The sequence below is a fragment of the Streptomyces sp. NPDC006923 genome, assembly GCF_040635655.1.
In the GTDB taxonomy this organism is placed as follows: domain Bacteria; phylum Actinomycetota; class Actinomycetes; order Streptomycetales; family Streptomycetaceae; genus Streptomyces.
In genome coordinates this window covers 262,471-275,027 of sequence record NZ_JBEYIF010000003.1, presented here as the reverse complement: position 1 = coordinate 275,027, position 12,557 = coordinate 262,471, and the positions used below count along the sequence as shown (strand labels likewise).

Genomic DNA, 12,557 nt, shown 5'->3' with positions numbered 1-12,557 from the left:
CAGGGGGCGGGGCCCGCGGCGTCCGGTGCGTGCGCTCACGAGGCGGGGAACCGTCCGCGTACTGGACGTACCCGGACGGCTCCGCCAACGCGCCGCGTACGCGGGCCGGACGCCGCGGGCCGGGCGGGGCGATCGCCTGCCGCCCTGGGCTGCCGGCCGGGTCAGGAGCGGCTGATGTCCGCCTCGCACGCACGGATCAGTTCGAGGTGCCTCGCCACGACGGGGCGGGCCGCACGGGCTGCCGCCTTCACCTCGGCGTTGCCACCCGTCCCGATCTCGTGGTCGATCAGTTCCAGCGTCTCCACGTGCCCGGTGGCCTCGGTCTTCAGCCACGCCGTGTTGTACGCGCTCGTGCCCGCCTTGGCCCGCACGGCGGCGAGTGCCTGCTGCTGCGCCGGAGCCGGCGCCGCCGGCAGCGACACATCCAGTTTGCGCGCCAGCGCCTTGACGTCGGCGTCCAGCTTCCGGTGGTCGCGCACCAGAATGGCGCCGACCGTCTTCACGCACGCCGCCGTGGCGTGCTTGCCCGCGTCCTCTCCGGCGGCGATCTCCGCCAGGTTTCCCTGATGGACCGCCTTCAGGAATGGCGCGTCATCGGTGGCCGCGGCCTCCGCGAACGCGGAAGGCGCGGATATGCCGGCCAGCGCCGCCAGCATCGTGGCGGCGGCCACACGTCGCACAGCAATCATCTGCGTTGCTCCCTTCGCCCGGCCTGGGATGCACAGAGATCGGCAGCAGACCGGTCGCCGGACGGGCACGCGTATCGGTGTCCAATGACCATGACTTCCCTTGCCGCATCGCACGGTCACATAAAAACCCGTTTGTCACACGAATGGCTTTCGCACCTCGGGTCGGCAGCTCAGCCGGGCCGTTCGCGGCGTGCCCCGGCGGCGCTCCGGCTTCCCCCGCCCGGGTCTCACGCCCAGCCGGTGACGCTGTTGACGCGCGGCCTCCGCCATGAAGGATGGGGACATGCACCTTGACGTCGCACGACTCCGCAGCCATTTTCCCGCTCTCGCCCGGGGCGTGGCCCACTTCGACGGGCCCGGCGGCTCCCAGGTGCCCGAGCCCGTCGCGCGGGCCGTGGCCGACACCATGACCAGCGGCCTCTCCAATCGCGGCACCGTCACCGCCGCCGAGCGGTACGCCGACGGCGTCGTGCTCGCGGCGCGGGCGGCCGTGGCGGACCTGCTGGGCTGCCCGGCCGAAGGCGTGGTCTTCGCGCGGTCCATGACCCAGGCCACCTACGATCTCGCGCGGGCGCTCTCGAAGCAGTGGGCCGCGGACGACGAGATCGTTGTGACCCGGCTGGACCACGACGCGAACATCCGGCCCTGGTTCGCCGCTGCCCAGGCCGCGGGGGCCACCGTGCGGCAGGCCGGTTTCGACCGCGCCACGGGCGCCCTGAGCGTCGACGACATCGCCGCGGTGCTGTCGCCGCGTACGCGCCTGGTGGCGGTGACCGGCGCGTCCAACCTGCTCGGCACCCGCCCGGACATTCCGGCGATCACCGAGGCGGCGCACGCCGTGGGGGCGCTGGTCCATGTCGACGGAGTCCATCTGACACCGCACGCCCCGGTGTCGTTCGAGGACCTGGGAGCCGACTTCTACACCTGCTCCCCCTACAAGTTCTTCGGACCGCACCACGGCGTACTTGTCGCGGCACCGCGACTGCTGGAGGGGATACACCCCGACAAACTGCTCCCGTCGAGCAACGCCGTGCCCGAGCGGTTCGAACTCGGCACCCTGCCCTACGAACTGCTGGCGGGCACCACCGCGGCCGTCGACTTCATCGCGGAGCTGAGCCCGGCGGCGGCCGGCCGGCGGGCCCGTGTGCTGGAGTCGATGAGGCTGGTCGAAGAACACGAGGAACAGCTCTTCGACCGGCTGCTCGACGGACTCCGCGCGATCAGCGGCGTGACGCTGTACGGCTCGGCCGGCCGGCGCACACCGACAGCGCTGTTCGGCGTGGCCGGCCGGTCCCCAGGAGAGGTCCACGAGCATCTGGCCCGGCTGGACGTGAACGCTCCCGCCGGGACCTTCTACGCCCTCGAAGCCGCCCGCTGGATCGGGCTCGGGGAGGACGGCGCGATCCGGGCGGGCCTCGCACCGTACAACGACACCGAGGACGTCGACCGCCTGCTGGCGGGTGTCAGGGAACTCGCGGGCCGGGGCGTTTCCGGCCGGTCTTGAGGAGCCCCCGAAGGGGCCGGCCGGAAACGCCCTGGAGGGCGCTCACGCGGAGCCCAACTCCAGGATCTCCGCCAGGCGGCGCCATTCCGCCCGGGGAAGGACACCACGCTCACCGGTGACCACCTGGAGGGCGACATGGTCGGCGCCCGCCCTGTGGAACTCGGCCACACGCTCGCGCACCTTGTCGGGCCCGCCCCAGGCGAAGACCGCGTCCAGCAGCCGGTCGCTGCCGCCGTCCTCGAAGTCGTCGTCGCCGAAGCCGAGGCGGCGGAAGTTGGAGGTGTAGTTGGTCATCGGGAGGTAGAAGGAGAGGAAGTCACGGGCGATGCTCCGGGCCCGCTCGGTATCGGTCTCCAGGATGACCTTGAGCTCGGGCGCCAGCAGCGGATCCGCGCCGAGGATCTCCCTGGCCTGGGCGGTGTGCTCCGGGGTGACCAGATAGGGGTGGGCACCGGCGGCGCGGTCGCGGGACAGCTCCAGCATCTTCGGGCCGAGCGCCGCCAGCACCCGCCGCTCGGCCGGCACCGGTACCGGGGCGGAGTCGAGCGCGTCGAGATAGGCCCGCATCGTCGAGTACGGACGCTTGTAGCCCTCGGCCAGTTGCGGGTGACTGGCCCCGAGGCCGAGGATGAACCGGCCGGGATGCGAACGCTCCAGAGCCGCGTGCTTCTCGGCCACATCGGCGGCCTCGTGCTCCCAGATGCTCAGGATGCCCGTCGCCACGGCGATCCGGGAGGTGGCCTCGATCAGCCGCTGGGCGTGGGCGACGGTGCTGTTGCCGCCGATCCACAGCGCGCCGAAACCGAGCTGCTCAAGCTCCGCCGCGGCCTCGGCGGCCTGCCGGCCCTGCTGAGGGTCGTCGGCCCGCAGTTCAATGCTCCAGATACCGACCGGACCCACTGCCTGCTTGAGTGTCATCGCTGGACTTCCTTCCGCACCGTGGACGCTCGCTCCGCCGGGGTGCCTGGACCGCCCGCCTCCGGCATACCCGCAGGTGCGCGCCCGGCCTCACGGCGGTCTACGCGGACGAGCCTACGGCAACGCACCGGCGGACCCCGGCCCCGGCCGACGGCCTGTCAGCCCCTTTTCGCCGTGGCTCGCCCCCGGGCGCGACTGTGTACCGAGGGCGGCCCGGGGCTGACACCGGACGACCGGGAAGCGACCATGTTGGCTGTACAACTCGGCAGGCTATGTTGTACGGGTCCTGCGGCCCGGCGCGGGCGGCAGGACCGGCGGTGAGGGGCCGCCCCCGCGAGACGTGCCGGCCGGCGGGCCGCTCGGCACACCGCCGGGCGGTGCCGCGGGGTACGGCACGACGCCGCGGCATGGGTGATGGGCCGGCGGTTGAATCAAGCGACGTGGGAGAGCGACAGTGACGGAAGGCCGGCAGACGCTGTACCGGAAGGTGGCCGCTGACCTGCGGCTGGCCATCGCGGAGGGGGCGTACGGGTCCGGTGGCCGGCTTCCCGCGGAGAGCGAACTGGCCCAGGTGCACGGCGTCTCGCGGGGCACCGTGCGGCAGGCACTGGCGGTCCTGCGTGCGGACGGTCTGGTCACCTCACGGCGTGGCACCAGGCGGGTGGTGCTCGGCACCGCCCGGGTGCAGAGCTTCTCCGAGCTGCTGAGTTTCACGCGGTGGGCACGGTCGATCGGCGAGGAGCCCGGAGGCCGGCTGATCGCCGTGGAGCGGGGACCGGCCGACGAGGCGGAACGCGACCAGCTCCGGCTGGAGCCGGACGAGGAGGTCTGCCGGGTGCTGCGGGTGCGGACCCTGTCCGGGGTGCCGGTGATGGTGGAGCGCACGGTGTACCCGGCGCACATAGGCGAGATCGTGGCCGGCCTCGATCCGGCCGCCGTCTCGCACACCGTGCCGCTGGAGGAGCGCGGTGTGCTCTTCTCCGACGCCCACCACACCATCGACCTGGCCTTCGCCGACGCCGACGACGCCCGGCTGCTGGGCTGCCGGGCCGGTGATCCGCTGCTCAGGGAGCGGCGGCGCACCACCGACCCGTCCGGCACGCCCGTGGAGTGGTCGGAGGACCGTTATCTGCCGGGCACGGTGGCCTTCACGGTGCACAACTCGGCGGACGTGTCCTCGCTGTCCCGGCGTGCCGTCATATGACCTCCGTACGGAGCAGCCCGGTCAGCAGCGGGCGCCAGTGCTCGAAGCCGGGGGCGACCGTGGCCGGGTCCTTCGCCCGGTCGTCCCAGCGGCGCAGCGCCACCGCGTCCCGCGCGTGGGGGTTCGCCTCGAACGCGTCGGCCTCGGCACGCGACATCGGGCCTCCCTGCACGTTCAGGGTGTGCACGGAGGCGGCGGAGAGCTGCTGGAAGTACTCCGGCTCCACGGCGCACAGATAGCGCTTGGCCGCCACATGCAGCCGCACCGGCTCGGTGACGGCGGGCCCGAACCAGCGGGAGAGCAGGTCCGCGCCGGTGTGGCTGTGCCGGTTGTCGGTGCCGGCCATCAGCTCCTCCCCGCTGACCGGGCCGTGGAAGTGGCCCACGTCGTGCAGCAGTCCGGCCGCGATCAGGGCGGCGGGAGCACCGTCCGCCTCGGCGAGCGCCGCGGTCCGCAGCATGTGCTGCGCCTGAGTGACCTCTTCGCCCAGGTACTGCTCGGTGCCCGGGCCCGCGAAGAGCGCGGCGAGATCGTCCAGCGGTCGCTGCCTGCGCAGCACGGCGAGGGTGCTGAAGAGTCCGTCCAGGTCGGCGTAGGCCCCCTGGAGGTGGCGGGCGCCGTTCTCGGCGAAGGCCGTACGGGCGTGCAGCAGGCGGGTGTTGTCGAAGATGAGGCAGTCACCGGGGTCGAGCCGGAAGTCCAGTTGGAGCCCGGGGCGCTGGAGCAGTTCACCGAAGGCGCGGTAGGCGGCGTAGAAGGCGGTCAGCTCCCCGGCGGGCAGCCGCAGGGTCCCGATCGAGCGGTTGTTGAAGCGGATTTCGCGGATCCGCCCACGGGCGTCGACATCGATCAGCGGACGGTCCGCGCGCAGCGACGTGCGTGCGTCGGCGAAGCGGAACGGCACCGGGGTACGGGTCAGCACCTCGAACGCCTCCGGATTCTCCGTACGCAGCAGCGCCGCCGCCCGGAACCCGTCCACGAGGCCGGAGTCACCGCCCTCGGCCGAGTTGGCCAGGCAGTGCAGCAGCTGCAGGGTGGGCACCGGGTCCCGGTAGGGGTTGTCGGTGTGCGGCGTGATGCGGGAGCCGGTGAAGGCCAGGTTGTTCGGGTCCTCTTCGACCCGTACGTCGAACAGCTCGCCGTAGTTCGTCTCCCGTACGAAGCCGAACGCCCCGGCCACGTCGAGCACCTGGCCGGGCCGGCAGGGGACCTCGCGCAGCAGCGCGAAGCCGAGCCGCGCGACGGCCGTCAGGATCCTCTCCCGCACCGCGTGGTCGGCCAGGTACGCGGGCCACGACGCCTCGGGGATCCGCCCGTCCAGGTCGGCCGCCGTCCAGGTCTCCTTGTCGGCCTCCGTACGGCCGTCACCGGCGCCGGTGTCCTGTCCCGGCCATCCGTGGGGGAACACGGAGCGATGTCCGTCGGGCGCCCAGACCACCTCGGTACCGGAGCCGTCGGGCAGCTCCCGCGTCGACGCCACCGCCGGCCGGGCGGGCAGGTCGGTGATCTGGAACAGCTTCTGCCCATTGCGCGGATCACGGCAGAGCGAGCACGGACAGTTGTCCCGCAGCCAGACGGCGGGAACGTCGGTCAGCTCCATTTCTCCTCCAAAGTTGTACAGCCAACTTTTCCTCTGGAGCCAGAAGCTGCCAGCCGCGCGTGAGGCGCGGGCCATGACGGCGTGGCGGGACGGTGAACAGCGCACCACCGACGGGTAAGGGCAGCCCCGTAGTCCGTGGCGGATCACGGCGAGAAGCGGCGCGCGGCACGCGATCGGCGCGATCGCGTTGTCAGCGGTGACGGGTACAGTGCCTCCGCTCATGAGGGGGCCAGTTCCGAGATAGGTGAACTCGCGACAAAAGCTGACTATTTGATGTCCATTCGGGTGCGAGTCGCCTCCACGAACGGGTGTAATTTACGTCACACGAAAAGGACGAATAGCGCCAATGAGCAGCCCCCTTGCCACATTTGACCCCCGATCCGGGGAGACGAAGACCCGCCCCCCGGTCGCACTCGGGGGCCGCGCCAGGCAAGATGGGAGCCACCGCGAGGGCTCGCATGACGACTGTCAGAGCTGAACCTACGCGGGAGTAATGAGCAAACGGGCACGAAGAAGGCCCCACCCATCGCCTGCGAAGCTCAGAGTGAGGCCTTCTACCTCTCGTACCGTCTGCCGCGCCGGCCCCGGCCTTTAGGCCGGGGCTGTTGCGTTACCGGCCCAAGTGATCCCACGCGAGTTTGACCAGCGCGAGGATTGGACCGAGCCAGCGGAACCACTTGTAGCGGCGATCCGCCTTGGTGCAGCAGCAGCACCCCTCAGGCCTGGAAGCCATCGGGCCCACCCCTTTCTGGGTCCACGGCTGTCGTGAACTCCCGGGATGGTTCACGAAAGCAATCCAGACCACAGGGGGGCGGTTCGGTAGGCAGTACAGTACCCGCGCCCCACACTCCGCGCCCCTACTACAGATGGTCACCATGACCACGGGCCAGGGACACTCCGTGCCACTGGGCGTGACGCACCAAGATCACGAGAGCGAACCACCTGGGGCACCAACGCCCCGACCTGCGGCGCTGCCTGACGGTACGTTTGGAACTCAGTGCCGGTTCCTCGGCGGGAAGTTACGCATCTCACATAAAGAGTGGCGGATTCCGTTGAACCCGCGACTTTCCGACATCGATGTCACGCTGCGCGAAGTCCATGTGTCACCGACGGTGACGATCAGGCACCCTCGACCGGGCAGGCCCATACAGGCCCGCGGTGGGCGATTTGCCGTTTGTGCAAAGCAATCCAAGCCGGCGGCGGCCGGGGCAACCCCGAAGTCCGGTTGACCGAGGGTCAATTCAGAGAGAGCGGCAGGCGGTGGGCACGACCACGACACGACGGCCCGAATCCCTCCGGTCCCTCTCATGCCATGTGCCGATCGCGCCCACCGCCGTCGCCGCCGCGCTGCTTCTCACTGCCGCAACCGCTGCCCCCGCCGAGGGCGGCTGTCAGATCACCACGATGCCTTCACCGGCGACCGCGTCGGGCACGTCAGTGGTGCCGATCTTGGTGAGGGTGCCGTCGCGGTTGATACGGAAGGCGTCCACGGCGCCCACCCCTCCGGTCTGGACATACAAGTAGCGCCCGTTGGGGGTGACGGCCGCGTCGACAGTGCCCACCCCGGTGGGTGTGTTGCCGAGCGGCTTGAGGACCGCCCCGCGGGTCTGCTGGAAGCCGGACAGCGTGCTGCTGCCGGCGTTGGACACATAGAAGCGGCTGCCGGCGCGGACGACCCAGCAACTGGCCTGCTGGCCGGTGGGAACGTCATGGAGCAGGGTGAGTCTGCCCTTGCGGCCGAGGGCGAAGGTCAGGACCACATTCGGCCCGGTGTCGGCCACAACGAGCCGGCCCCGGCTGTCGAAGGTGACTCCGAAGGGCACCGAGTTCTTCTTGCTGTTCACGACGGGCTTGGCCGAGGGGGCACCGGAGGAGCCGAGCGGAAAAACGTCGATGCCGTTGCCGCCCGCTTTGGTGGTGACGACCAGACTCGATCCGTCGGGAGTGAAGGAGACCTGGCCGGGGGTGTGGGTGAACTCCGGCGATGCGGTGGTGTTCAGACGGAGGGACCGGTGCCAGGCGGGGACGCGGCGCAGCCCGTCCTTGGTGTGCCGGTACCCCTGGATGGAGCCGCCCCTGCGTGCGTTGAGGACATAGACACGGTCACCGTGCACGGTGACACTGACCGGGAAGGTGCCGCCGGACGGGATCACCTGCTGCCGTCGAAGCCGGTCGCCGTTGACGGAGAACCGGGTGATGGTGTTGCTGCCGGCGTTCACCGCGTAGAGCAGTTTGTGGCGGCGGTCATAGGTGAGAGAGCCCTGTGAGGCGAGGTGGTCGACGACCGAACCCTTGAGGATCCCGCCCTTGCCCCCGGTCCCGTAGATGCCCCGGCGGTGCAAGGAGCCGTCAGCGGCGCGGTGATAGGCGACGATCTTGTTGCCTCTGGTGTTGTCCGTCTGGACGAATACCGGGGTCGACGAGACGCCGGACCGACCGGCGGGCTCGGCGGAGGCGGGAAGGGCGAACGTAGCCATGGAAGCGGCCACCGTGACAGCGATCTTGATCGTACGGGCGAGCTGGGGCGTGCTCTTCATCGCTTCCCTTTCGCGGACGCGGGTGCGTGTGATGACCGGCCCGCATGTCCCTGTGGTGCGGAGGCACGGCCGCGGTCATGATCGTGCAGGTCGCGTGCGCGGACGCGCATTGCCTGGACGTCGGCGCCCCGTTCCCTCGTTGGAGTGAGCGGCATGACGGCGGACGGCGCAGTCCTTCGATACGTCAAGAGACCATCCGGGTACGGCGCCACGTACGTGGAACCAGCCACGCCGCCCGCCACCGGTGGGCGTTGACGCGGCCCCTGCGTCCGGAGCCGGTGCGTCCGGGATCCGTCACCCGTCGAAGCGCCGCCAGGGGATGTCGAGCCGGTCGAGGGGCCCCAGGGAGCCGCGGTGCTGGGCGCCGATCGAGACATCAACCTTCCCGGCGTCCCCGCTGGGGCCGACCGTGGCGACGAGGCCAGGGGCGACGAGGAAGTCCGTCGGTGCGTCGGCGGGCGCCAAGAACGGCCGCAGGGGCACGCGCCGCAGGCAGCTCTCGAGTGCGGGCAGGAGATGCCTGGGAAGGTTGCCGCAACGGGCCTGGTGGACAGCCGACAGCGTGGCCTCCTCAAGGGCGAACTGGAGGAGGAATCTGCTCAGGGGCTCCTCCTCGGGCACGGGGTGGCTGTCCTCGAACCAGACGGTGGGATCACCATTCGGTGGGGTAGTTGACCAGGCCCGCAGCCGTCAGCGCGGCCCCCAGGAGTTCACGATGAGCGCGCGCCTCCTCGCTGATGTTGGCGGCCCCGGTGTAGCAGGCGCCTTCGCTCTCTTCGGGATCCGCGTTCATCCGGGTGCCGAGGTCCAGTTCCTGACCGTCGGCGTCGGCGAGGGTCAGATCGACCGCCGCGCCGGCGCTGTGCGGGGCTATGCCGGGCGGTGAGACATACCGGCTGGCCGCCGAGTGGATCCGCTCGGCGGACCATTCGGGCCGGCCGGCCCGGAGCTGGGCCGCGTACTCCTCGAAGTACCGCCGCTGCAGCGAGATCGGCCGGTATCCCTCGACAAACAACAGCCGGTGGCCGCGCGGCAGCGTCGTCTGTGCTTCGAGGAGCCGCTCAAGGACGCCCTCCCGCAGATGCGCGGAAGCACCTGCCGGGTCCTGTCTGCGCGCATCGACCAGCAGCGAACCGCCGAGGCGTACGTCGACGAGGCGTTCACCGCATTCCCTGACGGGTATGGCGGCGACCTTCGGATCCGACATCAGGACGATCTCGTTCATCGAAGGATTATCTCCGGGACACACCGGACGCTTGAACCCCGGCCTCGTGTCCGCCACACCGTCCCGTTCCGGAGTGAAGGGGGCCCCTGAGTGAAGGGGCCCGCACCGGCGGGGCGACCGCCGTCAGGTCCCTGCGGCGCGTGACCGCTCGTGGTGCCGGCGCGCCTTCATACGATTGCCGCACGTGGCCATCGAACACCACCGGGCCCGGTTCGCGTGGCTGCGGTCGATCAGGAAGAGGCGGCACTCCGGGTTGACGCAGGGGCGCAGCCGTCCCGGTGCCTCACGGCGAAGCTCGTCCCAGGCGAGCACGGCGTCCACCGCGAAGCGGGCGTCCTCTTCAACACACACCTTCCAGGTGAGGCCCTCGTCACTGAAGTGCGGCAGGCGGTGGACGCCTTCGAGCACCTCGGCGAGCACGCCGGCCGGGGCCTCGCCACGGACCACGGAGTCCAGCAGATCCCGGGCCCTGCGCACGGTACGCAGCTCACCGGCGGATCCACTGCCGCCCCGCGCCCGCAGCCAGCGCGCACCCTCGTCATCTGCGCCAAGGGCGTCGCGCGGCTCACCGTCGACAACAGGACGGCTGTTCAGCAGGGCCAGCGCCGCGTTCTCGTCGGCCATCCGTACCCCTTCCCAGTAACCCCCATGTCTCCCTTGGCAGGTTACACGCCGACACGGTCGGCGTGGACGCGCGGGCGGACCGCCGCGGTGCCGGGGCGTCGGCGCGAGGCCCGTCCGGCATTCGGCTGCCGCCGTCCCGAGCGACACCTGACGCCACGCCGGCCATCCGGCCCCGGGACCGGGAAGGCATGCGGGACCGGGCACCGAACGGCCCACCGACTCGGACCCTAACCCCATCAACACGTTTGACAGGTTACAGGTCGAGTGCTCCACTATCCATAACCGCATAGATCCATTTTGGAGGTTAGCCATGGTCGTTCCCGTACGCCATCTCACCGCGACGGTCGCGGGCCAGAACGTCTTCTACCGTGAGGCCGGCCCGCGCGACGCTCCCGTGGTCCTGCTGCTGCACGGCTTTCCGACCAGTTCGCACATGTTCCGCCATCTCATCCCCCTGCTGGCGGACCGTTATCACGTCCTCGCGCCGGACCACATCGGCTTCGGACAGTCGTCCATGCCGTCGCCGGAGGAGTTTCCGTACACCTTCGACGCCCTCGCCGACATCACCGCGGGGCTGCTGGAACAGTTGGGCATCAACCGGTTCGCGGTGTACGCGCAGGATTACGGCGCCCCCATCGCCTGGCGTCTGGCGACCCGCACCCCGGACAAGATCACCGCGATCGTCTCCCAGAACGGCAACGCCTACACCGACGGATTCGTCGACGCCTTCTGGCGCGGTGTCTTCGCGTACGCCGAGGCGCCCGGCCCCGACACCGAGCCGGTCATGCGCGCGGCGCTGACGCTGGAGAGCACCCGCTGGCAGTACCTCAACGGCGTGGCCGACAAGAGTCTCGTCAGCCCCGACACCTGGGCCCACGACCAGCCTCTGCTGGACCGCCCCGGCAACGCCGAGATCCAGCTACGGCTCTTCCAGGACTATCCGTCCAACGTCGAGCTGTACCCCGCGCTCCAGGAATACTTCCGCGCCAGTCAGGTACCGCTGCTGGCGGTCTGGGGAGCCAACGACGAGATCTTCGGGCCCGACGGCGCGCGCGCCTTCCTTCGCGACCTGCCCGATGCCGAGATCCATCTTCTCGACGCCGGCCACTTCGCGCTGGAGAGCCGGCTCGACACCATCGCCGGCTATGTCCGCGGATTCCTCGGCCGCACTCTCCCGGCTGTCCCGTAGTCCCCGGCGGGAAGGGCGTGTTGGCACGGGCGCCGCGTCGGACGGCGATGAGTTTTTCCAGCCGCCGGGGCAAGGAGGGCAGGCTTCTTCCTTCGCGCATCGCGGGCCCCGGAGCGCCGTCACGGCATCCGCCGGCCACCACGGTGGACGGTGTCGCGAGACCGGGGCCCGCGCCTCCGCGTGCGACAGCCGCTCCGGCCGCCCGTCCGGCACCGGCGGCCGAATGGCCGCCCGCCGGACGGGATCTGACGTGCCTTCAGCGAACGCGGGCCACTCCTGCGTAGATACCGCTGTCCTCCGCCTGCGGGGCGGACGTGCCCCTGAACCACTTCGGCGCCGTCACCAGGCCGGGCTCGACCAGGTCGAGCCCCTCGAAGAAGCGGCCGACCTCGGTACGGTCCCGGAAGCCGAGCTGGATACCGCCCCTCGCGTACTCGGCGGTGACCCTGGCCGACAGCTCCGGGAAGAGGTCCGAGGCCGCGTGGGACAGCACCAGGTAGCTGCCGGAGGGCAGCGCGTCCACCAGGGTGCGCACAATGTCGTGCGCCTCCTGGTCGTCGGGGATGAAGTGCATCAGAGCGATGAGGGAGAGAGCGACCGGCCGGTCGAAGTCCAGGAAGCCACGGGCGTGTTCAAGGATCACCTGTGGCTCGCGCACATCCGCCTGGATGTAGTCGGTGACACCTTCGGGCCTGCTGATCAGCAGGGCCTCCGCGTGCCGGAGCACGATGGGGTCGTTGTCGGTGTAGACGATCCGCGCGGCCGGCACGATCTCCTGGACGATCTGGTGCAGGTTGGGCTCGGTCGGGATACCGGTACCGATGTCGAGGAACTGGTCCACGCCGGTGCTCGCCAGCCAGGCGCCCGCGCGGCGCATGAAATCGCGGTTCTGACGCGCGGCGTCCTTCGCCTCGGGCGGAAGCTTCTCCCCCACCTCCTGATCGACGGGATAGTTGTCCTTGCCGCCCAGGAGCCAGTCATAGACACGCGCGGGATGAGGCTTGCTGGTGTCGATCTGGGGCTTGGGAGTACCTGCTGTCATGACGAGCTCCGTAGCGCGATGGATA

Annotated in this window: 10 protein-coding genes and 1 pseudogene; 3 read left to right on the top strand and 8 right to left on the bottom strand. The window is 70.4% G+C overall.

The window, feature by feature from the left end; all coding sequences use genetic code 11:
- Positions 1–161: 161 nt before the first annotated feature.
- Positions 162–689 carry a DUF4142 domain-containing protein gene (locus ABZ707_RS07175; protein WP_360169118.1) on the bottom strand — a complete coding sequence of 176 codons (528 nt, stop codon included), beginning with the start codon at positions 687–689 and terminating at the stop codon, positions 162–164.
- A gap of 283 nt (positions 690–972) precedes the next feature.
- Here ABZ707_RS07175 and ABZ707_RS07170 point away from each other — a divergent pair, with 283 nt between their 5' ends.
- Positions 973–2,193 (top strand): cysteine desulfurase-like protein, encoded by a 1,221-nt coding sequence (locus ABZ707_RS07170; RefSeq protein ID WP_360169114.1) that lies wholly within the window; start codon positions 973–975, stop codon positions 2,191–2,193.
- 42 nt (positions 2,194–2,235) lie between these two features.
- Here ABZ707_RS07170 and ABZ707_RS07165 read toward each other — a convergent pair whose 3' ends face one another.
- Positions 2,236–3,111, bottom strand: coding sequence for an LLM class F420-dependent oxidoreductase (locus ABZ707_RS07165; RefSeq protein ID WP_360169111.1), 876 nt, complete (start codon positions 3,109–3,111; stop codon positions 2,236–2,238).
- A gap of 454 nt (positions 3,112–3,565) precedes the next feature.
- On the opposite strand from ABZ707_RS07165, the gene ABZ707_RS07160 reads away from it, so the two are divergent.
- Positions 3,566–4,315, top strand: coding sequence for a GntR family transcriptional regulator (locus ABZ707_RS07160; protein WP_360169108.1), 750 nt, complete (start codon positions 3,566–3,568; stop codon positions 4,313–4,315).
- Here ABZ707_RS07160 and ABZ707_RS07155 read toward each other — a convergent pair.
- The 5 genes and pseudogenes from ABZ707_RS07155 to ABZ707_RS07135 all read right to left on the bottom strand — a co-directional run bounded on the left by ABZ707_RS07155 (position 4,308) and on the right by ABZ707_RS07135 (position 10,301).
- Positions 4,308–5,915, bottom strand: a complete 1,608-nt coding sequence (locus tag ABZ707_RS07155; protein WP_360169105.1) for a phosphonate degradation HD-domain oxygenase — start codon at positions 5,913–5,915, stop codon at positions 4,308–4,310. The two genes, ABZ707_RS07160 and ABZ707_RS07155, sit on opposite strands and share 8 nt — an antisense overlap.
- Positions 5,916–7,306: 1,391 nt before the next feature.
- Positions 7,307–8,452 carry a beta-propeller fold lactonase family protein gene (locus tag ABZ707_RS07150; protein ID WP_360169102.1) on the bottom strand — a complete coding sequence of 382 codons (1,146 nt, stop codon included), beginning with the start codon at positions 8,450–8,452 and terminating at the stop codon, positions 7,307–7,309.
- Positions 8,453–8,746: 294 nt separating this feature from the next.
- The gene (locus ABZ707_RS07145) at positions 8,747–9,073 is read right to left on the bottom strand and encodes a hypothetical protein (RefSeq protein WP_360169099.1); all 327 of its coding nucleotides are present in this window, start codon (positions 9,071–9,073) and stop codon (positions 8,747–8,749) included.
- 34 nt (positions 9,074–9,107) lie between these two features.
- A pseudogene (locus ABZ707_RS07140) lies at positions 9,108–9,677 on the bottom strand (M15 family metallopeptidase); the annotation flags it as partial.
- 123 nt (positions 9,678–9,800) lie between these two features.
- Positions 9,801–10,301 (bottom strand): CGNR zinc finger domain-containing protein, encoded by a 501-nt coding sequence (locus ABZ707_RS07135; protein ID WP_360169096.1) that lies wholly within the window; start codon positions 10,299–10,301, stop codon positions 9,801–9,803.
- A gap of 310 nt (positions 10,302–10,611) precedes the next feature.
- Between ABZ707_RS07135 and ABZ707_RS07130 the strand changes: the two genes are divergently transcribed.
- Entirely contained in the window at positions 10,612–11,490 is an 879-nt protein-coding gene (locus ABZ707_RS07130; protein ID WP_360169093.1) for an alpha/beta hydrolase, read from the top strand.
- A gap of 256 nt (positions 11,491–11,746) precedes the next feature.
- Here the strand turns inward: ABZ707_RS07130 and ABZ707_RS07125 are convergent, their stop codons facing one another.
- On the bottom strand, positions 11,747–12,532 hold the full coding sequence (locus tag ABZ707_RS07125) for an SAM-dependent methyltransferase (RefSeq protein ID WP_360169090.1): 786 nt from the start codon (positions 12,530–12,532) through the stop codon (positions 11,747–11,749).
- Positions 12,533–12,557: the final 25 nt, after the last annotated feature.